Origin of the sequence: Sphaerisporangium sp. NBC_01403, assembly GCF_045040145.1 — a bacterium.
Classification (GTDB): domain Bacteria; phylum Actinomycetota; class Actinomycetes; order Streptosporangiales; family Streptosporangiaceae; genus Sphaerisporangium; species Sphaerisporangium viridialbum.
In genome coordinates this window covers 6,420,458-6,442,349 of record NZ_CP109534.1, presented here as the reverse complement: position 1 = coordinate 6,442,349, position 21,892 = coordinate 6,420,458, and the positions used below count along the sequence as shown (strand labels likewise).

The 21,892-nt window shown below is 69.4% G+C and carries 18 protein-coding genes; 13 read left to right on the top strand and 5 right to left on the bottom strand.

All coding sequences use genetic code 11. The features are described from left to right. Window positions 1-55 precede the first annotated feature (55 nt). The gene (gene surE, locus OG589_RS28695) at window positions 56-931 is read left to right on the top strand and encodes a 5'/3'-nucleotidase SurE (RefSeq protein ID WP_405140897.1); all 876 of its coding nucleotides are present in this window, start codon (window positions 56-58) and stop codon (window positions 929-931) included. Window positions 932-975: 44 nt separating this feature from the next. Here the strand turns inward: surE and OG589_RS28690 are convergent, their stop codons facing one another. After that, a complete protein-coding gene (locus tag OG589_RS28690) occupies window positions 976-2,199 on the bottom strand; it encodes an acyltransferase family protein (RefSeq protein ID WP_405140896.1) in 1,224 nt (407 codons plus the stop codon). A 376-nt stretch (window positions 2,200-2,575) separates the two neighbouring features. Here OG589_RS28690 and OG589_RS28685 point away from each other — a divergent pair, with 376 nt between their 5' ends. Next, window positions 2,576-4,900, top strand: a complete 2,325-nt coding sequence (locus OG589_RS28685; protein ID WP_405140895.1) for a glycoside hydrolase family 6 protein — start codon at window positions 2,576-2,578, stop codon at window positions 4,898-4,900. 127 nt (window positions 4,901-5,027) lie between these two features. Here OG589_RS28685 and fdhA read toward each other — a convergent pair whose 3' ends face one another. Next, a complete protein-coding gene (gene fdhA / locus OG589_RS28680) occupies window positions 5,028-6,251 on the bottom strand; it encodes a formaldehyde dehydrogenase, glutathione-independent (protein WP_405140894.1) in 1,224 nt (407 codons plus the stop codon). Between the two features lie 349 nt (window positions 6,252-6,600). On the opposite strand from fdhA, the gene OG589_RS28675 reads away from it, so the two are divergent. Beyond that, window positions 6,601-8,043, top strand: a complete 1,443-nt coding sequence (locus OG589_RS28675) for an MFS transporter (protein ID WP_405140893.1) — start codon at window positions 6,601-6,603, stop codon at window positions 8,041-8,043. After that, on the top strand, window positions 8,040-8,456 hold the full coding sequence (locus tag OG589_RS28670; RefSeq protein WP_405140892.1) for a MarR family winged helix-turn-helix transcriptional regulator: 417 nt from the start codon (window positions 8,040-8,042) through the stop codon (window positions 8,454-8,456). Before OG589_RS28675 ends, OG589_RS28670 begins: the two co-directional genes overlap by 4 nt. 9 nt (window positions 8,457-8,465) lie before the next feature. Here OG589_RS28670 and OG589_RS28665 read toward each other — a convergent pair whose 3' ends face one another. The 3 genes from OG589_RS28665 to OG589_RS28655 form a co-directional block, all read right to left on the bottom strand. Continuing rightward, on the bottom strand, window positions 8,466-9,698 hold the full coding sequence (locus OG589_RS28665; RefSeq protein WP_405140891.1) for a family 2 encapsulin nanocompartment cargo protein polyprenyl transferase: 1,233 nt from the start codon (window positions 9,696-9,698) through the stop codon (window positions 8,466-8,468). 271 nt (window positions 9,699-9,969) lie between these two features. Continuing rightward, window positions 9,970-11,397 (bottom strand): family 2B encapsulin nanocompartment shell protein, encoded by a 1,428-nt coding sequence (locus tag OG589_RS28660; protein WP_405152145.1) that lies wholly within the window; start codon window positions 11,395-11,397, stop codon window positions 9,970-9,972. Window positions 11,398-11,512: 115 nt separating this feature from the next. Then, window positions 11,513-12,943, bottom strand: a complete 1,431-nt coding sequence (locus OG589_RS28655; RefSeq protein WP_405140890.1) for a family 2B encapsulin nanocompartment shell protein — start codon at window positions 12,941-12,943, stop codon at window positions 11,513-11,515. A gap of 645 nt (window positions 12,944-13,588) precedes the next feature. On the opposite strand from OG589_RS28655, the gene OG589_RS28650 reads away from it, so the two are divergent. The 9 genes from OG589_RS28650 (at window position 13,589) to OG589_RS28610 (ending at window position 21,842) form a co-directional block, all read left to right on the top strand. Then, entirely contained in the window at window positions 13,589-15,598 is a 2,010-nt protein-coding gene (locus tag OG589_RS28650) for an erythromycin esterase family protein (protein ID WP_405140889.1), read from the top strand. A gap of 29 nt (window positions 15,599-15,627) precedes the next feature. Next, window positions 15,628-16,299: a dienelactone hydrolase family protein gene (locus OG589_RS28645; protein WP_405140888.1), complete on the top strand. Its 672-nt coding sequence runs from the start codon at window positions 15,628-15,630 to the stop codon at window positions 16,297-16,299. A 146-nt stretch (window positions 16,300-16,445) separates the two neighbouring features. Continuing rightward, complete coding sequence (locus OG589_RS28640; protein ID WP_405152144.1) at window positions 16,446-16,775, top strand: MFS transporter; 330 nt, start codon at window positions 16,446-16,448, stop codon at window positions 16,773-16,775. A 108-nt stretch (window positions 16,776-16,883) separates the two neighbouring features. Continuing rightward, on the top strand, window positions 16,884-17,102 hold the full coding sequence (locus OG589_RS28635) for a hypothetical protein (protein WP_405140887.1): 219 nt from the start codon (window positions 16,884-16,886) through the stop codon (window positions 17,100-17,102). A gap of 151 nt (window positions 17,103-17,253) precedes the next feature. Continuing rightward, the gene (locus OG589_RS28630; RefSeq protein WP_405140886.1) at window positions 17,254-17,883 is read left to right on the top strand and encodes an SIS domain-containing protein; all 630 of its coding nucleotides are present in this window, start codon (window positions 17,254-17,256) and stop codon (window positions 17,881-17,883) included. Further along, window positions 17,880-18,113, top strand: a complete 234-nt coding sequence (locus OG589_RS28625; RefSeq protein ID WP_405140885.1) for a HypC/HybG/HupF family hydrogenase formation chaperone — start codon at window positions 17,880-17,882, stop codon at window positions 18,111-18,113. Before OG589_RS28630 ends, OG589_RS28625 begins: the two co-directional genes overlap by 4 nt. Then, window positions 18,106-18,873: an SIS domain-containing protein gene (locus OG589_RS28620; RefSeq protein ID WP_405140884.1), complete on the top strand. Its 768-nt coding sequence runs from the start codon at window positions 18,106-18,108 to the stop codon at window positions 18,871-18,873. The genes OG589_RS28625 and OG589_RS28620 overlap by 8 nt, the downstream gene beginning before the upstream one ends. A 92-nt stretch (window positions 18,874-18,965) precedes the next feature. Further along, window positions 18,966-20,042 (top strand): hydrogenase expression protein HypE, encoded by a 1,077-nt coding sequence (locus tag OG589_RS28615; protein ID WP_405140883.1) that lies wholly within the window; start codon window positions 18,966-18,968, stop codon window positions 20,040-20,042. A gap of 18 nt (window positions 20,043-20,060) precedes the next feature. Beyond that, the gene (locus tag OG589_RS28610; protein ID WP_405140882.1) at window positions 20,061-21,842 is read left to right on the top strand and encodes a nickel-dependent hydrogenase large subunit; all 1,782 of its coding nucleotides are present in this window, start codon (window positions 20,061-20,063) and stop codon (window positions 21,840-21,842) included. Window positions 21,843-21,892 lie beyond the last annotated feature (50 nt).

Below are 21,892 nucleotides of genomic sequence, written 5' to 3'. Positions count from 1 at the left end.
CTGTCACGTAATGGATGTATCCAGGCAAAGGTGCGAGCCACCAATGAGACCCATCGTGTTCAGACGTATCCTCATCCCCTTTCTCTTACTCGCCTCCCTGGTGGGAGCGGCCGCTCCCGCGCAGGCGAAGGACCAGCACTCGCTGCGGATCCTGCTCACCAACGACGACGGCTACAGTTCCTCGTCCACGCAGAGCCTCCGCCAGGCCCTGATCGCCGCTGGGCACCAGGTGACGATCGTCGCCCCGCTCACCGACGCCAGCGCGGTCGGCACCGGGCTCAACATCAAGTTCGGCAGCACCTTGGAGGCGGTGGAGAGGTCCCCGGGGATCTGGTCCATCGCGGGCAGCCCGGGTGACGCCGTCGCCTTCGGGGTGCGCGTCCTGTTCGCGAGCAACCCGCCCGACCTGGTCATCTCCGGGCCCAACGCGGGCGAGAACGTCGCCGCGCTCATCAACCACTCCGGCACGGTCGGCGCGGCCGTCACCGCCCTCGCCGGCGGCGTCCCCGCCGTCGCGTTCAGCACCGCCAGGGGCCCCTCGAACTCGTTCCCGAGCACCCAGCAGTCCATCGACTTCGCGGTCAAGGTCGTGAACAAGCTCGCCGCGACCTCGGCGTACAACGGCAAGATCCTCCCCGACCACACCGCGCTGAACGTGAACTACCCGGTCACGCCGAACGGCCAGGTGAAGTTCGCCAAGCTCGGCACGTCGCTGCCCGTCTCGACCGACTACGCGCCCGCCCCCGACGTCTGCGCCACGTGCTACCGGATCCTGCCCCTGCCGGCGACCGGCCCGGACCCCGTCACCGACGCCGACCGCACCCTGCTCGACGCGGGCAACGTCACCATCACCGCGCTCGACGGCAGCTGGGAGGCCGGCCCGGCCGTCACCACCCTCGTCAAGGTGCGCCTGACCAACCTCACCCCGTAACGCGCGCGTGCCCGTCCGCACCGCGAGGCACGGGCGGGCACGTTTCACGCCTGCGCGCGCATCCCGAACAGGAACCTGGTCACCCGCGTGCGCCGCACCAGCAGGTCGTACGCGGCGAGCGTCAGGCCGAGCGTGGCCACCACGATCACGGCGTACTTGACCGCGATCGGCGCGGGCAGGCCGACCACGCCGTACGCGACGGCGACGAGGATCGGCTGGTGCAGGATGTACAGCGGCAGCACGGCGGTGGCCAGGTAGCCGTACAGCCGCCGGCCGAGGTTCTCCCGCGGGGCCTGTACGGCCGCGGGCGCCGGGCGGCGGCGGTCGAGTAGCCCGAGGATCGCCACCAGCCAGCACCACCCCGTCGCGCCGTACACCGCGCGGGCGCCGATGGCGAGCGCGTTCATGTCGGTGAGAGGGTTGCCGCCCGTGGCGTCGCCCGCGGTGAGGAACACCGGCAGGCCCGCCAGGAACAGCACCACGCCCAGCGCGGCGGCCGGCCGGGAGTCGCGGCGCATCGCGGCCCGGAACCGCTCGTCGGCGGCGAGCACGAACCCGTACAGGAAGAACAGCAGGTACGCCCAGCGGCTCCACGCGGCGTACGCCTGCTCAAGGCCGAGCAGGGCGCTGGCCACCGCGACGGGGACGGCCGCGAGCAGCACCACGCCCCGCCTTCCTACGGCCCTGGCCGTCCGGTCACGGATCCGCCCGGCCAGGTCGTGGGGAGACCAGCGGACGAGCGGGGCCAGCAGGAGCGAGAACGCCAGCAGCAGCACCACGAACCACAGGTGGCCGACCTCGAAGTACCTGCCCTGGAGGACGAAGGGGAACTCGGTGGGATCCAGGCGCACCTGGAAGAACTTCGGCAGGAACCGCAGGTACGACTCGTGGTAGCCGGGGTCGGCGCGCAGCCGCAGCCACTGCGGAACCGGGATGATCGTGAGCGTCGCGAACACCAGCGGCACGCCGAGCCGCCGCAGCCGCTCGGCGGCGAACCCCGCGGCGCCGCGCCGGCGCAGCGAGTGCCACGAGCCGAGGCCGGCGATGAGGAACAGCATCGGCATCGCCCACACCACGCCGAGCCCGGTGGCGATCATGGTCGCGTGGGTGGTCTCGGCGTTCTTCACGTAGTAGTCGTCGCTCGCGTCGAACACCAGCGCCGTGTGGAAGAACACCAGCCCGACCACCACCAGGGCGCGGATCGCGTCCAGCTCCGGCCGCCGGGCCGGCCCGGCCGTCGTGGGCGGTTCAACGCGGGCCGTCGTCATCCTGCCTCCGCAGCCTCAGCCTGTCACCGCTGCCGCCGTGCGCGGCACCGACCAGTCTCGTCCCTGCCCGCCCCGGGCGCGACGGCGCCAGTGGGATCTCGCCCACGCCCCGGGCCTTCCAGATGAATGTTTCATTGGACTGCGCGGCGATCCACAGGTCGGCCCGGCGCGTTTGCCAAGGCCAACGGGGGGCCGGGTGCCGCGCGGCGGGCGAGGGCTTGCCGTCCGGCCGTGGCCGCGCGCAATCTGCTGTACATCCTCCCGAAACAACCACACCATGGGAGCGCTCCCACCGCCGCATGTCGAGCTGGGCGCTGCTTGGCCGTCTCAAGAAGGCGGCGGACCCATCAAGTTTCATAAGGGAGACGAACAGACAATGGGACCCCACAAGAGTTCCTGGCGCAGAGCCGTGACGGCGGTGGCAGCATTGCTGCTCACCGCCATCGGGCTCGTCGTGAGCCCGACTTCGGCCAGCGCCGCGGTCGCCTGCCAGGTCACGTATGAGAAGGCCTGGGAAGGCGGCAACGGGTTCGGCGGAAACGTCACGATCAAGAACCTGGGCGACCCCCTCACCAACTGGACGCTGACCTTCACCTTCCCGGGCAGCCAGCAGGTGACCCAGGGCTGGACCGCCGACTGGTCGCAGTCCGGGGCGAACGTCACCGCGAAGAGCCTCTCGTACAACGGGAGCCAGGCGACCGGAGCCTCGTGGACCATCGGGTTCAACGGCACCTTCAGTGGCACCAACACCAACCCGACCAGCTTTGCGATCAACGGCGTGACCTGCAACGGCGGTGGCGGCGGCACGACCCAGTCTCTGGTGGTCAGCCCCACCGCGGTGACCGTCGCGGCGGGCAGCACGGCGACCTACGCCGTGAAGCTGGCGGCGCAGCCGACGAGCAACGTGACGGTGACCTCGACCGCCGGCACGGGTAACTCCGGCATCACGGTGACGGGCGGGGCGAGCCTGACCTTCACCTCCGCCAACTGGAACACCGCGCAGAACGTGACGCTGTCGGCCGCGGCGAACGCCAGCAGCGCCAACGGCACCCGCGCCATCACCGTGGCCTCCTCGGGCCTCGCCTCGGTCGCGGTGACCGCGTCCGTTCAGGGCGGCGGCGGCACGACCCAGTCCCTGGTGGTCAGCCCGACCGCGGTGACCGTCGCGGCGGGCAGCACGGCGACCTACGCCGTGAAGCTGGCGGCGCAGCCGACGAGCAACGTGACGGTGACCTCGACCGCCGGCACGGGTAACTCCGGCATCACGGTGACGGGCGGGGCGAGCCTGACCTTCACCTCCGCCAACTGGAACACCGCGCAGAACGTGACGCTGTCGGCCGCGGCGAACGCCAGCAGCGCCAACGGCACCCGCGCCATCACGGTCGCCTCCTCGGGCCTCGCCTCGGTCGCGGTTACCGCTTCCGTGCAGACCGGCGGCGGCAACCCGGGCACGCACGTCGACAACCCCTACGCCGGCGCAACCGGCTACGTGAACAGCGACTGGTCCACCAAGGCCGCCGCCGAGCCGGGCGGCTCCGCCGTCGCCAACATCTCGACGGGCGTGTGGCTGGACCGCATCGCCGCCATCGCCGGCTCGTCGAGCGCCAAGGGCCTGCGCGCGCACCTCGACGCGGCCGTCCAGCAGGACGCCGCCAACGGCAGCACCCCGCTGACCATCCAGTTCGTCATCTACAACCTGCCGAACCGCGACTGCTCGGCCCTGGCCTCCAACGGCGAGCTCAAGATCGCTGAGAACGGCCTCAACCGCTACAAGACCGAGTACATCGACCCGATCGCCGCGATCATGGCCGACCCCAAGTACGCGGCACTGCGCATCGTGTCGATCGTTGAGATCGACTCGCTGCCGAACCTGATCACCAACACCAACATCGCGGCCTGCGCCGAGGCGCAGTCGTCGGGCGCCTATGTCCAGGGTGTGCAGTACGCCCTGAACAAGCTGCACGCGATCTCGAACGTGTACACCTACATCGACGCGGGGCACCACGGCTGGCTCGGCTGGGACACCAACTTCGGCCCGTCGGCCCAGCTCTTCGCCAGCACCGCGCGCGGCACCACCGCGGGCATGTCCAGCGTCGACGGCTTCATCACCAACACCGCCAACTACTCCGCGCTGACCGAGCCCAACTTCACCATCAACTCCACCCCGGGCGGCCAGTCGGTGCGCCAGTCCCGCTGGGTCGACTGGAACTTCTACGTCGACGAGCTGACCTACGCCCAGGCGTTCCGCCAGCGGCTCATCACCGAGGGATTCCCGTCGACCATCGGCATGCTGATCGACACCTCCCGCAACGGCTGGGGCGGGTCGGCCCGGCCCACGGGCCCGAGCACGTCGACCGACGTCAACACCTTCGTGGACCAGTCCCGCGTCGACCGGCGGATCCACGCCGGCAACTGGTGCAACCAGAGCGGCGCCGGTCTTGGCGAGCGTCCGAAGGCGAACCCCGCCACCGGCCTCGACGCCTACGTCTGGATCAAGCCTCCGGGCGAGTCCGACGGCTCCAGCTCGGCCATCCCGAACGACGAGGGCAAGGGCTTCGACCGGATGTGCGACCCGACCTACACCGGCAACGCCCGTAACGGCAACAACGCGACCGGCGCTCTGCCGAACGCTCCGATCTCCGGCGCGTGGTTCTCGGCGCAGTTCCGCCAGCTCCTGCAGAACGCCTACCCGGCGCTCTGACCCGCCAGACCGCGGGCCCCGCCACGGCTCACTGACAGCCCGTGGCGGGGTCCGTCACCAACCACCGTCGTGGTCCTGTCCCGGAGGGGGTCCCCCCGGACAGGGCCACGACTCGCATGTACGCCCTCTACGTGCTCGAGTGAAGCAACCCGTGCGGGTCAAGGACGAACTTGCACGCCGCGCCCTTGTCGAAGTCCTCGTAGCCCCTGGCGGCCTGGTCGAGCGGGATCGGCGTCGCGTTGACCGCCTTGGCTATCTGCACCCGGTCGTGGAGGATCGCCATCATGAGCTGCCGGTTGTAGCGCATGACGGGGCACTGGCCGGTGAAGAAGGCGTGCGACCTGGCCCAGCCGAGCCCCAGCCTGATCGACAGCGAGCCCTCCTTGGCGGCCTCGTCGGCCGCGCCCGGGTCGCCGGTGACGTACAGGCCAGGGATGCCGATCGCGCCGCCGGCCCGGGTGATCTCCATCAGGGAGTTGAGCACGGTGGCGGGCCGCTCGGTCCGCGCCTCCCTGCCGTGGCCGCGCGCCTCGAAGCCCACCGCGTCGACGGAGCAGTCCACCTCGGGGACGCCCAGGATCTGCTCGATCTGATCCCCCGGATCGCCCTTGGACACATCGACGGTCTCGCAGCCGAAGCTGCGGGCCTGCGCCAGGCGATCCTGGTTCAGGTCGCCGACGATCACCACGGCCGCCCCCAGCAGGAACGCCGACGCGCCCGCCGCCAGCCCCACCGGGCCGGCGCCCGCGATGTAGACCGTCGATCCCGGCCCCACCCCCGCGGTCACGCACCCGTGGAAGCCGGTTGGGAAGATGTCCGCCAGCATGGCCAGATCGAGGATCTTCTCCATCGCCTGGTCCTTGTCGGGGAACTTCAGCAGGTTCCAGTCCGCGTACGGCACGAGCACGTACTCCGCCTGCCCGCCGACCCATCCGCCCATGTCCACGTACCCGTACGCCGAACCCGGCCGGTCGGGGTTGACGTTCTCGCAGATGCCGGTCTTGCCCTCCTTGCAGTTCCGGCACCGGCCGCAGGAGATGTTGAACGGGACCGACACCAGGTCGCCCACCTTGACGAACTCCACGTCGGGGCCCAGCTCCACGACCTCACCGGTGATCTCGTGGCCCAGGATGAGCCCTTTGGGGGCGGTGGTGCGCCCTCGCACCATGTGCTGGTCGCTGCCGCAGATGTTCGTGGCGACCGCCTTGACGATGGCTCCGTGGGGGACCTTGCGGCCGACGTTGGCGGGGTTCACCCCCGGCCCGTCCTTGAGCTCGAACTCGGGGTAGTCGGTGTCCTCGACCTCGACCCTGCCGGGGCCCCGATAAGCGACCGCCTTGTTACCGGGCATGGTTCTCCCTCTTCCGCACCGTCGCGGGAGGTGCCGCCGAACGAGTGGGGGACAGCCGCGAGGGCCGCGCTGACGGCAGCCGTACGACCCCGGCCGCGGCATCGCGTGACCGGCCGCTGTCCCCCTGAGCGCGGCGACGGCGGAGCCCGGCCCGAACGCGCTGCGCGGCACCCTTCAACGGCCCCAGAGCGGGATCCGTCGCGGGTAACCGGCCATCGCACGCCCCCACGACAGTCGTTCTTCCCCGGACATCAGCCATATATCCGCAGGTCATAGGCATAAATCAGGCTATTGGCGGCATTGGTTGTACTGTTGTAACCGTTGTACGCCTACAACCTCTTGGAGGGACGTGACCGAGCTCGGCCGCCGCAGGCGCATGCTCGTCCTGCTGATCTGCTGCATGAGCCTGCTCATCGTCGGGCTCGACAACACCATCGTGAACGTCGCCCTCCCGTCGATCGAGCGCGACCTGCACGCGCCGGTGTCGGGGATGCAGTGGACCATCGACGCCTACACCCTCGTGCTGGCGAGCCTTCTGTTGCTGTCCGGCTCGACGGCCGACCGCGTCGGGCGCCGCAGGACCTTCCAGCTCGGCCTGGTGGTGTTCGCGGTGGGCTCGCTGCTCTGCGGCCTCGCGCCGAGCCTCGGCTGGCTGGTGGCCTTCCGGGTGCTCCAGGCGATCGGCGGCTCGATGCTCAACCCGGTCGCCATGTCGATCATCACGAACACCTTCACCGAGCCGAAGGAACGCGCCCGGGCGATCGGCGTGTGGGGAGGAGTGGTCGGGATCAGCATGGCGCTCGGCCCGGTCGTCGGCGGCGTGCTCGTCGACTCGACCGGCTGGCGGTCGATCTTCTGGATCAACGTGCCGGTGGCGGTGGTGGCCCTGCTGCTCACCGCCCTGTTCGTCCCGGAGTCGCGGTCGCCGCGTCCCCGCAGGATCGACCCCGTGGGACAGGTGCTGGTCGTCGTCATGCTGGCCTCGCTCACCTACGCGATCATCGAGGTGCCGAGCAAGGGCTGGGGCTCTCCGGTGATCATCGCGTGCTCCGTCGCCGCCGTGGCCGCGCTGGCCGCCCTGATCGTGTACGAGCTGCGCCGCCCGGAACCCCTGATCGAGCTGCGCTTCTTCCGCAGCGTCCCCTTCTCCGGGGCGTCGGTCATCGCGGTGAGCGCGTTCTCGGGGTTCGGCGCGTTCCTGTTCCTCAACACGCTCTACCTGCAGGATGTGCGGGAGCTGTCGCCGTTCCACGCGGGGCTGTGCACGCTGCCGATCGCGGCGATGGCGGTGGTGTTCGCCCCGCTGTCCGGCAGGCTGGTCGGCGAGCGTGGCTCACGGCCCTCGCTGATCATGGCGGGCATCGCCATCACCGCCAGCGGCCTGATGCTGACCCGGCTGACCGCGACCACGCCGATTCCCTGGCTGCTCGCCGCCTACACGGTCTTCGGCTTCGGGTTCGCCATGGTCAACGCGCCCGTAACCAACACCGCCGTGTCGGGCATGCCCGTGACGCAGGCCGGGGTCGCGGCGGCGGTCGCCTCGACCAGCCGCCAGGTCGGCCAGTCGCTCGGCGTGGCCGTCGCCGGGTCGGTGCTGGCGTTCGGCATGACGGGATCCCTGCGGGAGGGATTCACCGGGGCCAGCCTGGCGGGCTGGTGGATCGTCGCCGGATACGGGGCGATCGTGCTCCTGCTGGGTATCATCACCACGGGCAGATGGGCGAAGGGCACCGCGGAGCGGACCGCGGCGCGCCTCACCGTCGACGACACGAGGATTCCCGTCACGTCATGAGCCACGATCCCCAGATGGCCACCCGTGTCTGGCACGGCATGCGCGCTCTCGTCCTCGACCGGTACGACCGGCGCAAGGAGGTCTGCGACGCGCTCGACATGAGCTTCATCAGGGCCAAGGCGCTGCGCCGGCTCGCCGTGGCCCCGCTCACGATGCGGCAGCTCGCCGCCGAGCTCAGCACGGACGCTCCCTACACCACGCTCGTCGTGGACGATCTCGTACGGCGCGGCATGGTGGTGCGCGACGTGCACCCGCAGGACCGCCGCCAGAAGACCGTGACCGTGACCGCCGAGGGGGAGAAGGCCGCCGCGCTCGCCGAGGCGATACTCGGTGAGCCGCCTCCACCCCTGCGCGACCTCGACCCCGTCGACCTCGCCACCCTCGACCGCATCGTCACGGCGCTCACCCGTTGAGCTCTTGGCTCAGTGGTCGCGGTGGGTCACCAGGTGGGCGAGAGTGGTGAGTTCGGTGGCGGCCCTCGGCACGGGGTCGGCGGACGTCAGGTGACCGAGCGCCTCGACCAGCAGGTCGTCGGCCCGGGACTGGCTCCAGGCACGGCCGCCCGCCGCCTCGATGAGCTCGGCGGCGTGGACGAGATCGGGACCGGTGAGCTCCTGGTCGCGGCGGTAGAGCGCCGCCAGCTCGTCACCTGCCGGAGTGCCGGAGGCCAGGGCGGCGACCACGGGCAGGGACTTCTTCCGGTTGCGCAGGTCGGAGTAGACGGGCTTGCCGGTCACCGCCGGATCGCCCCAGATGCCGAGGAGGTCGTCCACGAGCTGGAAGGCCAGCCCGAGGCGGTCGCCGAACCCTCGCAGATGCTCGATCTGCTCCGGGGTGCCCCCGCCGAACAGGGCGCCGAGCGCGCAGGCCCCGCCCAGCAGGGCCCCCGTCTTGCCCTCCGCCATGCTCACGCACTCGGGCAGGCTCACCTCGGCCCGCGCTTCGAAGGCGGTGTCAGCGCTCTGGCCCTCGACCAGGTCGAGCACCGCGGCGCCGAGCACCCGCGCCCCGTCCGGGGCGGCGGGGTGGCCGTCGGCGCCGAGCACGTCGAACGCCAGGGTCAGCAGGGCGTCACCGGCCAGGATGGCCGCGCTCACGCCGAACACGCTCCAGGCCGTGGGACGGTGACGGCGGGTCACGTCGCCGTCCATCACGTCGTCGTGCAGCAGGGAGAAGTTGTGCACCAGCTCCACGGCGACCGCCGCCGACATGGCCCCGAGGTTGAGCCCCCCGGGCGCACCCAAAGCGGCTCCCAGACCGGCACCGCCGGCACCGCCGGAACCACCGTGGTCACCGGAAGCACCGGAAGTACCGGAAGTACCGGAGCTGCTGGAGCCATTGGGACCGCTGGGGCCGATCGCCGAGCCGACGGGACCGCCGGGGCCGGCCGGCACCGCTGACGGAGTGCCGGTGGGGACTCCGACCGCTTCGGCCGACAGCAGGACGAGCGCGGGCCGGATGGCTTTGCCGCCGCCGCTGCCGCTGCCGGTGGTGGGATGTCCGTGCTCGTCCTGCCAGCCGAAGTGGTAGCCGGCTATGCGCCGCATCGACGCGGGCAAGGTCTCCACCGCGGACCGCAGTGCGGGGCCGGCCAGGTCGCGGCTCCAGGCCAGCACCTCGTGCGCCGGCCGGCCCGTGGTCATCACCTTGGTCATACGCGCGACCCCTTCCCTCCGTGCCTGAACTGGGCGTGTTCGAAAGTCCCGAGCACGCCGGGGAGGACTTTCATCGACTTCATCACACTTATCGCAGTCAATCTCCGTTGTGACCACAGAAAGCTGGTCTCTTCACTGTAAAACCGGGCCGAGTTTTCGCCCATGGACGGCCGTGATCCCGGAGGCCGCGATGAGGTCTCGTGGATACGCCTGGAAGAGCCGGGCGACGCGAACGGCCGCCTGGCGTTTCCGTGGGGGATCCGGTTGTGGGTCAGTGGCCGATTTCGACGTGTTCGAGGATGCCGAGTGCGTCGGGGACGAGGACGGCGGCGGAGTAGTAGGCGCTGACGAGGTAGGACATGACGGCGTGTTCGTTGATGCCCATGAATCGGACGGAGAGGCTGGGTTCGTATTCGTCGGGGAGGCCGGTCTGGTGGAGGCCGATGACGCCTTGGTTCTCTTCTCCGGTGCGCATGACGAGGATGGAGCTGGTGCGGGTCTTGGTGATGGGGATCTTGTTGCAGGGGAGCAGCGGGACTCCGCGCCAGGAGGGGATCGCGTGACCGTCGATCTCGACGCTCTGCGGATACACACCACGCCGGTTGCATTCGCGGCCGAAGGCCGCGATGGTCTCCGGATGCGCCACGAAGAAATGGGACTTTCTTCGCCTGCAGAGCAGTTCGTCGAGGTCGTCGGGGGTGGGTGGGCCGGTGCGGGTGTGGATGCGTTGTTTGAGGTCGGCGTTGTTGAGGAGGCCGAATTCGGGGTTGTTGATGAGTTCGTGTTCTTGGCGTTCGCGGAGGGCTTCGATGGTGAGGCGGAGTTGCTGGTGGGTTTGGTTCATGGGTTGGTTGTAGAGGTCGGCGACGCGGGTGTGGATGCGGAGGATGGTTTGGGCGACGCTGAGTTCGTATTCGCGGGGGGTGGTTTCGTAGTCGACGAAGGTGCCGGGGAGTTGGGGTTCTCCGGCGTGTCCTGAGGTGATTTCGATGAGGGCTTCGCCGTGTTTGTTCTGTGGGGGGCGGGGGTTGGCGTGGTGGTTTTCGAGGTGGGTGCGGAGGGTGGGTGATTGGGTGAGGAGTTCTTGGAAGGTTTGGCGGGGGAGGGTGAGGGTGGTGGTGGGGGTGACGGCTTTGATGGTGTGTTCCCAGGTGGCTGGGTTGTTGGTGGTGAGGGTGTGGTCGCCGTAGTAGTCGCCGTCTGCGAGGACGCCGAGGATGGTGTGGTCGCCGTATTCGCCGGTGCCGATTTTGTTGACTTTGCCGTGGGCGATGAGGATGAGGTGGTCGGCGGGTTGGCCGGTTTCGGTGATGGTGTCGCCGGGTTCGTGGTGGTTTTGGGTGAAGCGGTTGGCGAGTGCTTCTAGGACGGTGTCGTCGTCGAAGTGGCGTAGCAGGGGGAGTTCGCGGAGTTCTGGGGGGACGACGCGGATGTCGGTGCCGTGGTTGGTGAAGCTGAGGCGTCCGTCGCCGATGGCGTAGCTGAGGCGGCGGTTGACGCGGTAGGCGCCGCCGGGGGTGTGGACCCAGGGGAGCATGCGCAGTAGCCATCGGGAGGAGATGCTTTGCATCTGCGGTTGCGACTTGGTCGTGGTGGCCAGGTTGCGTGCCGCTTGGGTGGCGAGGCTCTGCTGGGTCTGGTCGTTGTGGGGGGCCTGGCCGTTTTGGGTGTTCGTTCCTGCGTCGGTTGTCTCGGTCACAACCCACACCACCAATCACTGTCGCGCTGAACGGAGGAGGTGCCGCGCCGGCCGTCCGGCGCCGGCGGGCACGTGCCGAGCGGCTGCGCGGTGGCCGCTGGTCGGTGGTCGTGGGTCAGTGGCCGATTTCGACGTGTTCGAGGATGCCGAGTGCGTCGGGGACGAGGACGGCGGCGGAGTAGTAGGCGCTGACGAGGTAGGACATGACGGCGTGTTCGTTGATGCCCATGAATCGGACGGAGAGGCTGGGTTCGTATTCGTCGGGGAGGCCGGTCTGGTGGAGGCCGATGACGCCTTGGTTCTCTTCTCCGGTGCGCATGACGAGGATGGAGCTGGTGCGGGTCTTGGTGATGGGGATCTTGTTGCAGGGGAGCAGCGGGACTCCGCGCCAGGAGGGGATCGCGTGGCCGTTGAGCATGACGCTCTGCGGATAGATGCCGCGGTTGCTGCACTCGCGGCCGAAGGCGGCGATCGTCAGCGGGTGCGCGAGGAAGAACGCGGGGTTCTTCCAGACGTTGGCCAGCAGTTCGTCGAGGTCGTCGGGGGTGGGTGGGCCGGTGCGGGTGTGGATGCGTTGTTTGAGGTCGGCGTTGTTGAGGAGGCCGAATTCGGGGTTGTTGATGAGTTCGTGTTCTTGGCGTTCGCGGAGGGCTTCGATGGTGAGGCGGAGTTGCTGGTGGGTTTGGTTCATGGGTTGGTTGTAGAGGTCGGCGACGCGGGTGTGGATGCGGAGGACGGTTTGGGCGACGCTGAGTTCGTATTCGCGGGGGGTGGTTTCGTAGTCGACGAAGGTGCCGGGGAGTTGGGGTTCTCCGGCGTGTCCTGAGGTGATTTCGATGAGGGCTTCGCCGTGTTTGTTCTGTGGGGGGCGGGGGTTGGCGTGGTGGTTTTCGAGGTGGGTGCGGAGGGTGGGTGATTGGGTGAGGAGTTCTTGGAAGGTTTGGCGGGGGAGGGTGAGGGTGGTGGTGGGGGTGACGGCTTTGATGGTGTGTTCCCAGGTGGCTGGGTTGTTGGTGGTGAGGGTGTGGTCGCCGTAGTAGTCGCCGTCTGCGAGGACGCCGAGGATGGTGTGGTCGCCGTATTCGCCGGTGCCGATTTTGTTGACTTTGCCGTGGGCGATGAGGATGAGGTGGTCGGCGGGTTGGCCGGTTTCGGTGATGGTGTCGCCGGGTTCGTGGTGGTTTTGGGTGAAGCGGTTGGCGAGTGCTTCTAGGACGGTGTCGTCGTCGAAGTGGCGTAGCAGGGGGAGTTCGCGGAGTTCTGGGGGGACGACGCGGATGTCGGTGCCGTGGTTGGTGAAGCTGAGGCGTCCGTCGCCGATGGCGTAGCTGAGGCGGCGGTTGACGCGGTAGGCGCCGCCGGGGGTGTGGACCCAGGGGAGCATGCGCAGTAGCCATCGGGAGGAGATGCTTTGCATCTGCGGTTGCGACTTGGTCGTGGTGGCCAGGTTGCGTGCCGCTTGGGTGGCGAGGCTCTGCTGGGTCTGGTCGTTGTGGGGGGCCTGGCCGTTTTGGGTGTTCGTTCCTGCGTCGGTTGTCTCGGTCACAACCCACACCACCAATCACTGTCGCGCTGGATGGGGAAAAAGGGCAGTCGGAAAACCTGGTGCGCAGTGAATCTCGGCGATTTCCGGGGGCGGTCGTGTGTCGCCGGATGGACGCGAAGGGAAGACTTACGAAACTCCGGACATGCTGGTCGAATGCGTCGCGTGTGCTGTTCGCCGTGGTCGGGGGGATGTTCGCCATATCGATAACGGGCAGAACGGGAGGACCGCTCTGTGTTCCGGGGGCTTTCCGTTGCCGCTGTGTAATTATGCGGTGCCGATCTTTGGCGTGTCAATTACGTGTTTCCGCTGCTCCGCAGGTGGGAGGGATAAACGGGTTGGCCCGGCAACGCTGGAATAATCCATAAAGCGCGACGTTTGCCGATGATGAAGACGCGAAGACATACTTAATGCGCTTTTCGACTAAGATTTCCAGCGAAACAGGACATAGGGCCCGGCGTGCCGGCTCACCTCGCGTAAAGGCACGTCGCACACGGCCCCGGGGCCCGCGCGGGGAGAAGGCGTAGGCTCGGGGTAACGGCCCAGGCCCGCCCGAGGCCACCTCGGCAGCGGCATGATCGGCGTGCGCGCACGCCGGCCGGTGTGCGCCAAGGGTGGTCCGCCTCCGAGCACGTTAGGGGGGCCGCCATGCCCGACCGTCTGTTCCGCGACCGCAGAGATGCCGGTCGCGCGCTGGCCGGCCTGCTGGACCACTACCGCGGCCGCCACGACCTCGTGGTGCTGGCGCTGCCGCGCGGTGGCGCCCCGGCGGGGTACGAGGTGGCCAGGGCCCTCGGCGCGCCGCTCGACGTGTTCGTCGCCCGCAAGCTCGGCGTCCCGGGGCAGGAGGACCTCGTGATGGGCGCCATCGCCGGGGACGGCGCGCTCGTGCTCAACGACGACGTGATCAGGGGCCTGGCCATCCCCCCGGAGGTCGTCGAGCACGTCGCCGGCTGGGAGGGACGCGAGATCACCCGCTGGGAGCGGCACTTCCGGCAGGATCTGACGCCGCGGAAGGTCCACGGCAGGGTCGCGATCCTCGTCGACGACGGCCTCGCGACGGGGGTGGCCGTACGGGCCGCGATCAAGGCCCTGCGCCGGCTGGGCCCCGCGCGCGTCGTCGTCGCGCTGCCCGCCGCCTCCGAGGCCACCTACGAGGAGCTGGAGGTGGAGGCGGACGAGGTGGTCTGCGCGACCACCCCGTCACCGTTCTTCTCCGCCGACCAGTCGTACTGGGACTTCACGGAGGTCACCGTCGAGGACGTACGGGACCTGCTGCGCGCGTCCGCGACCTCGGCGCCCGCCAGGGCGGGCGGGCAGGGCCGTGCGGAGATCACCGCCATCCGGTCGGAGGCCCTGCCGGCGGATGAGGGCATCCCGGCGCCGGAGGCGCTGTTCGACCTCGTGGGCGACGCCCATCTGGTGCTGATCGGCGGGTCCTCCCACGGCACGCACGAGTTCTACGCGGCCCGCGCCGCCATGACCAGGCGGCTCATCGAGGAGAAGGGGTTCTGCGCCGTCGCGGTGCAGGCCGACTGGCCCGACGCCTACCGGGTCAACCGGTACGTCCAGGGCCTCAGCCAGGACGCGACGGCGGAGGAGGCATTGCGCGACTTCCAGCGCTTCCCGACCTGGATGTGGCGCAACGCGGTGGTGCTGGACTTCGTGGGATGGCTGCGCGAGCACAACGACCGGGTGCTCGGGCACTCTGACAAGGCCGGCTTCTACGGGCTCGATCTCTACGAGATCCACCGGGCGATGTACGAGGTGATCACCTACCTCGAAGGCGTCGACCCCGCCGCGGCGGCCCGCGCCCGCGAGCGCTACGCCTGCTTCGACCACCTCGGCAGCGGTGACGGCCAGATGTACGGGATCACGGCCGCCTGTGGGGCCGGGGAGGACTGCGAGGACGAGGTGGTCCGGCGGCTGGTGGAGCTCAGGCGGCAGGCGATGGACTCCGCGCGAAGACAAGGGCTGCCGGCCGAGGACGAGCTGTTCTACGCGGAGCTGAACGCGGCGGCCACGAAGACGGCCGACGAGCACTACCGCTCGATGTTCAGCGGGCGGGTCTCCTCCTGGAACCTGCGAGATCACCACATGGCCGACACCCTGGACGCGCTCGCCGTCCATCTCGGCCGCCGCCGCGGCCGGCCCGCCAAGATCGTCGTATGGGCGCACAACGCTCACGTGGGGGACGCCCGGGCGACGGAGGCGGCGTGCCGCGGCGAGATCAACCTCGGCCAGCTCGCACGGGAGCGGCACGGGAGCGGATGCCGGATCATCGGCCTCACCACCTACACCGGCACGGTCACCGCGACGGACCTCTGGGGCGGCCCGGCGGAGCGCAAGTGGCTGAGGCCCGCTCTGTCCGACAGCGACGAGGAACTGTTCCACGAGGTCGGGCAGAAGGCCTTCTTCATCTCGTTCACAGCGGCCCCGCGATCGGCTGACGTGCTGCGCTCCGCGCGCCTGGAGCGGATGGTCGCCGCCGTCTACCGGCCCCAGTCAGAGCGGCGGAGCCACTACTTCAGGGCCCGCCTGCGCGACCAGTTCGACGCCGTGATCCACGTCGACGAGACGCGGGCCGTCGAGCCGCTCGAACGGACGGCCCGCTGGAGCCGAGGCGAGATCCCCGGGACCGATCCGCCCGGCCTCTGAGGGCCTGCGGACGCGATGAGGAGGACGTGATGGTGGTTCGCGAGAGCATTGCGATTCCCACGGCGGGTGTCTCGCTCGGGGCCGACATCGTCGTGCCGCAGCCCGCTCACGGTGTGGTGCTGTTCGCGCATGGAAGCGGGAGCAGCCGCCACAGCCCTCGTAACCGGTACGTGGCGGGCGAGCTCCACTCCGCCGAGCTGGCGACGGTGCTCGTGGACCTGCTCACCCCCGAGGAGGAGGAGATCGACGCCCTGACCGGCGCGCTGCGCTTCGACATAAGCCTGCTGGCGACCCGGCTGGTCGGGGTGGCCGACTGGCTCGGGCAGTACAAGCCGGTCGCGAAGCTCGGCATCGGGCTCTTCGGCGCCAGCACGGGCGCGGCCGCGGCGCTCGTGGCCGCCGCAGAGCGCCCGGCCTCGGTGCAGGCGGTCGTCTCCCGGGGCGGCAGGCCCGACCTCGCGGGCGACTTCCTCCGCATGGTGCACCAGCCCACCCTGCTGATCGTCGGCGAGTACGACACCACGGTGATCGAGCTCAACCGCCAGGCGATGGAGAAGCTGCCCGGGGAGACCGCGTTCGCGATAGTCGCGGGCGCGTCCCACCTGTTCGAGGAGCCGGGCGCGCTCGACCAGGTGGCGCGCCTGGCCCGTGACTGGTTCGCCCGCCACCTGAGGAGCCACCCGGCGGCGAGCCGTGCATGACGGCCTCGCTGTAGTCCTGGGGAAATCTCCAACGGATTTGTACGGGCATCTGATAGAGGGCGACAAGCGCGCGGCGGCGGAGGCCATCTCGAGGGCTCTCCTGGGGAGATCCACACGGGTGAACCGCTGCCTCGCCACGTCCGCCGCTGCCACACCCCGCATCCAGCAGCATCCGCTCCAGGTCGGCGCGGACCTCAGCGGTCAGCAGGTGCGCCATCACAGAGTGGGGCCCGTCAAGCAGCCCAAGCTGTACAGATAACGCGGTCACGCTCGTACCCGTCGGCGACGCGCTGGGCGTGCCGCCCTCGCAGACCGCGTGGCTGGTCTCGGCCCTCTATCTGGCCACTGCTCTCGGGCAGCCTGTCGTGGGTCGGCTCATCGACATCTTCGGGCCGCGCAGGCTCTTCCTCGTCAGCACGAGCCTTGTCGGGGTCGCCGGTGTCGTCGGCACCCTGGCGCCGAACCTGGGGTGCTGATCGCCTCGCGGGTCCTGCTCGGGTTCGGCACCTGCGCCGGGTATCCCGCCGCGATGGCGCTGCTGCGCAGCGAGGCCAAGCGCACCGGGCAGGGACAGTCCCGGTGGGGTGCTGACCGCCCTGGCCGTCGCCAACCAGACCATCGCCGTGATCGGCCCTCTGCTGGGCGGCCCCTTCGGGCAGCGCGCGGACACCGGCGGCATGCACCACCTCGCCTGGATCATGCTCGGCGCAGGCGTGGTCTACCTCCTCCTGACCGTCTTCGACCGCACTCTCGGCCGCGCGACGGACGGGGACACCTCGGCCGACACGCCGCAAGCGCCGTAGACCACAGACCACCCGGGGGCTCCACGCCGCGAGGCCGTCATCACCTCAGCAGTCACGATCAAGCCTTTACTCCGGGTTGTCCCGCTTAGGGTGTCGGTTCCGTGCGTACGCACCGTAGCCTGACGACTACGGTACATAACGGAGCGTAAACATGCCTGTGACATCCACCACGCGCCTGGCGGTCAGCGAGGCCTTCGCCCGGCGAGACGCCGCGGGACACCGCCTCGCCGAGGATTCCGAACGCATCGCGCAAGCGTGTCGCGACATGGCGGCGAGGTTCCACCGGGGCGGGAAGCTGATCGTCTTCGGCAACGGCGGCGCGGGCACGGACGCCTCCCATGTCGCCGTGGAGTTCATGCACCCGGTGATCATGGGCAAGCGCGCGCTCCCCGCGATGGCGCTGAGCAACGACACCGCCACGGTGACGGGCGTCGGCAGCCGCGAGGGGTTCGACGAGGTCTTCGCCCACCAGGTACGCCACTGGGCCGACCCCTCGGACATGGCGCTCGGCATCTCGCCCGACGGGTGCTGCGCGAACGTGCTGCGCGGTCTTGAGACGGCTCACGAGCTGGGGCTGTTCACGATGGCGCTGGTGGGCGGCGACGGCGGCGACATCGCGCGCAGCCCGGCGGCGGGCCACGTGCTGATCGCGGGCTCCGGCGACCCCGCGGTGGTCAAGGAGATCCACGTCACCGCCTACCACGTCCTGTGGGAGCTCGTCCACGTCTTCTTCGCCCAGTCCAGCCCGCGAAAGGCGCCCGACCGGGAGGCCGTGAGATGACCGAACGCGTGAACTGTCTCGCCGATGTGTGCCTCACCTGCTCTGACGAGGCCCTTCCCGCGCTGGTGGTTCGCCTGCTCGACCAGGGGCTCGCGATCGCCGAGATCGACGGCGTCCACGAGCAGGTGAGCGTGGCGCTGGTCGACGCGGCGGCGGGCGACACCGTCCTCGTGCACGCCAAGGAGGCGATCGCCGTGATCACGAAGGGGACGGGTGACGGGCATGGATGACAGGGCTCCGGCCGAAGGGATCCACAGCCTGTACCCCTTCCTCTACGCCGACCGCGCCGCCCGATCGACCCACCCGGACCTCGCGGGGGACACAGGGGACGCGCGCGGCGCCGGGCACGGCCACCAAGGGGGCACCGGCCGACCGGCCTCGCCCGTGGGGCACGTGAACTGGTCGACCGAGGTGAAGGCCGAGGAGATCGTACGGCTGCGCGAGCAGGTGGCGGAGCTGTACACCGACCGGCTCGCCGAGTGCGCGGAGGCGATGGCGGCCCGGTTCGACGCCGGGGGCAGGCTCTTCACGTTCGGGAACGGCGGGAGCAGCACCGACGCCCAGGAGGTGGCCACCGCCTTCCTGCATCCCCGGCACGGACGCCCGCTCCCCGCGCTCTCCCTGACCACCGACGTCGCCCTGGTCACCGCGCTGTCCAACGACGTCGGCTTCGACGTCGTCTTCGCACGTCAGGTCGCGGCGCTCGGCAGGCCGGGCGACATCGCCCTCGGCCTGTCGACCAGCGGAGGCTCCTCCAACCTCGTCCAGGCCTTCGAGGAGGCCTGGGGCAGGGGCATGCTGACCGTCGGCCTGGCCGGCTACGAGGGCGGAAGGCTCGCCGAGCTGGCCGAGCTCGACGTCCTCGACTACCTGTTCGTCATCCCTTCGGCGTCCGTGCACCGCATCCAGGAGGCGCAGACGACGGTCTACCACGTCCTCTGGGAGGTCACGCAGCGCGTGCTGGGATCGCGGGCGCCGACGGGCCGGTGACCGGCCGGGCACCACGGGGGAACCGGAGGGAGCAGCCACTGAGGAGCGCGTCTCGACGTTCAGCGACACCGACCAGGAGTGGGGGAGGCGGTATGGCCGCGACGACTGAGCAAGCGGGCAGCACTGCACAGGAGCAGGAAGAGCCCGTTGTCCACATACTTTGGATCAACGCGGGGCTGAGCTGCGACGGCGACTCCGTCGCGCTCACCGCCGCGATGCAGCCGAGCATCGAGGACATCGTCCTCGGAACGCTCCCTGGCCTGCCCAAGGTCGAGGTCCACTGGCCGCTGATCGACTTCCACAGCGGGCCGATGCAGGGCGCGGACGCCATGATCGAGTGGTACTTCCTGGCGGCGCAGGGCGGGCTGGACCCGTTCGTTCTCGTCGTCGAGGGCTCGGTGCCGAACGAGTCGATCAAGCAGGAGGGCTACTGGTCGGGGTTCGGCAACAACCCGGAGACCGGCCAGCCGATGACCCTCAGCGAGTGGCTGGACCGGCTGGCGCCCCAGGCGACCGCCGTGGTCGCGGCCGGCACCTGCGCCACGTACGGCGGCATCCACGCCATGGCGGGCAACCCGACCGGCGCGATGGGCGTCGCCGACTACCTGGGCTGGGAGTGGCGCTCGAAGGCCGGGCTGCCGATCGTCAACGTGCCGGGCTGCCCGATCCAGCCGGACAACATGTCCGAGACGCTGCTGTACCTGCTGTACCAGCTCAACGGGCAGGCCCCGATGATCCCGCTGGACGAGGCGCTGCGCCCGACGTGGCTCTTCGGCCAGACCGTGCACGAGGGGTGCGACCGGGCGGGGTACTACGAGCAGGGCCAGTTCGCCGTCGAGTACGGCTCGCCGAAGTGCCTGGTCAAGATCGGCTGCTGGGGGCCGGTCGTGAAGTGCAACGTGCCCAAGCGCGGCTGGATGAACGGGATCGGCGGCTGTCCCAACGTCGGCGGCATCTGCATCGCGTGCACGATGCCCGGCTTCCCGGACAAGTTCATGCCGTTCATGGACGAGCCTCCGGGGGCTCTCGTGTCCTCGACGGTCAGCACGGTGTACGGCGGCGTCATCCGGAGGCTGCGCGACATCACCATCAGAACGGTCGACAAGGAGCCGAAGTGGCGTGCCAAGGGCCGCGCCCTGCTCACCGGCTACAAGGCGCCCTGGAGCTGACATGAAGACGGAGCTGACATGACGACCTCGGAGCAGAACCCCGACCTGGTCGAGATGGCGTGGGATCCGATCACCCGGATCGTCGGCAGCCTGGGCATCTACGCGAAGATCGACTTCAAGAAGAAGGAGGTCGCGGAGTGCTACAGCACCTCGTCGATCTTCCGGGGCTACAGCATCTTCATGAAGGGCAAGGACCCGCGCGACGCCCACTTCATCACCAGCCGCATCTGCGGCATCTGCGGCGACAACCACGCCACCTGCTCGGTCTACGCGCAGAACATGGCGTACGGGGTGCGGCCCCCGGCGCTGGCCGAGTGGATCATCAACCTCGGCGAGTCCGCCGAGTACATGTTCGACCACTGCATCTACCAGGAGAACCTGGTGGGGGTCGACTACTGCGAGAAGATGGTCCGCGAGACGAACCCCGGGGTGTTGGAGCTGGCCGAGCGCACCGAGTGCCCGCACGCGGGCGAGCACGGCTACAAGACCATCGCCGACATCATGCGCTCGCTCAACCCGCTGGAAGGCGAGTTCTACCGCGAGGCCCTGGTGATGAGCCGGGTCACGCGCGAGATGTTCTGCCTGATGGAGGGCAGGCACGTGCACCCCTCGACGCTCTACCCGGGCGGCGTCGGGACGGTCGCGACGGTGCAGCTCTTCACCGACTACCTCACCCGGCTCATGCGGTACGTGGAGTTCATGAAGAAGGTCGTGCCGATGCACGACGACCTGTTCGACTTCTTCTACGACGCGCTGCCCGGGTACGAGCAGGTCGGGCGGAGGCGCGTGATGCTGGGCTGCTGGGGCAGCCTGAACGACCCGGCGTACTGCGACTTCACCTACGAGAACATGAACGCCTGGGGTCGCGAGATGTTCGTGACGCCCGGCATCATCGTCGACGGGAACCTCGTCACCAACAACCTGGTGGACATCAACCTCGGCATCCGGATCCTGCTCGGAAGCTCCTACTACGACGACTGGGAGGGCCAGGAGCCCTTCGTCACCCACGACCCGCTGGGCAACCCGGTGGACATCCGGCACCCCTGGAACCAGCACACCATTCCCCGCCCGCAGAAGCGCGACTTCAACGACAAGTACAGCTGGGTCATGTCGCCCCGCTGGTTCGACGGGAAGGAACTGCTCGCGCTGGACACCGGCGGCGGCCCCATCGCCCGCCTCTGGTCGACGGCCCTGTCGGGGAAGGTGGACATCGGGTACGTCAAGTCCACCGGCCACAGCGTGCTCATCAACCTTCCGAAGAGCGCCACCAAGCCCGAGAAGACGTTCGAATGGAAGATCCCCGAGCGCAACGGCGAGCTGCTGTCCAACGCGCTCGAACGCAACCGCGCCCGCTCCTACTTCCAGGCGTACGCCGCCGCGTGCGCGCTGTACTTCGTCGAGCGGGGGCTGGACGAGGTGAGAAGGGGGCGCACGCAGACCTGGGAGCCGTTCGAGGTCCCCGAGGAGGCGATCAGCTGCGGGTTCACCGAGGCGGTGCGCGGCGTGCTGTCGCACCACATGGTGATCAGGAACGGAAAGATCGCCAACTACCACCCGTACCCGCCGACGCCCTGGAACGCCAGCGTCCGCGACCCGTCGGGCACGCCGGGCCCGTACGAGGACGCGGTGCAGAACACGCCGATCTTCGAGGAGAACCCGCCGGAGACCTTCAAGGGCATCGACATCATGCGCACCGTGCGCAGCTTCGATCCCTGCCTGCCGTGCGGGGTGCACATGTACCTCGGCGACGGCCAGGAGCTACGCAAGCTGCACAGTCCCCATGCCTTCAACGCGACCTGAGCCGTCGGGCGCCGGGAAGCTCACCGCTCCCCGGCGGCAGAAGGAGGAAC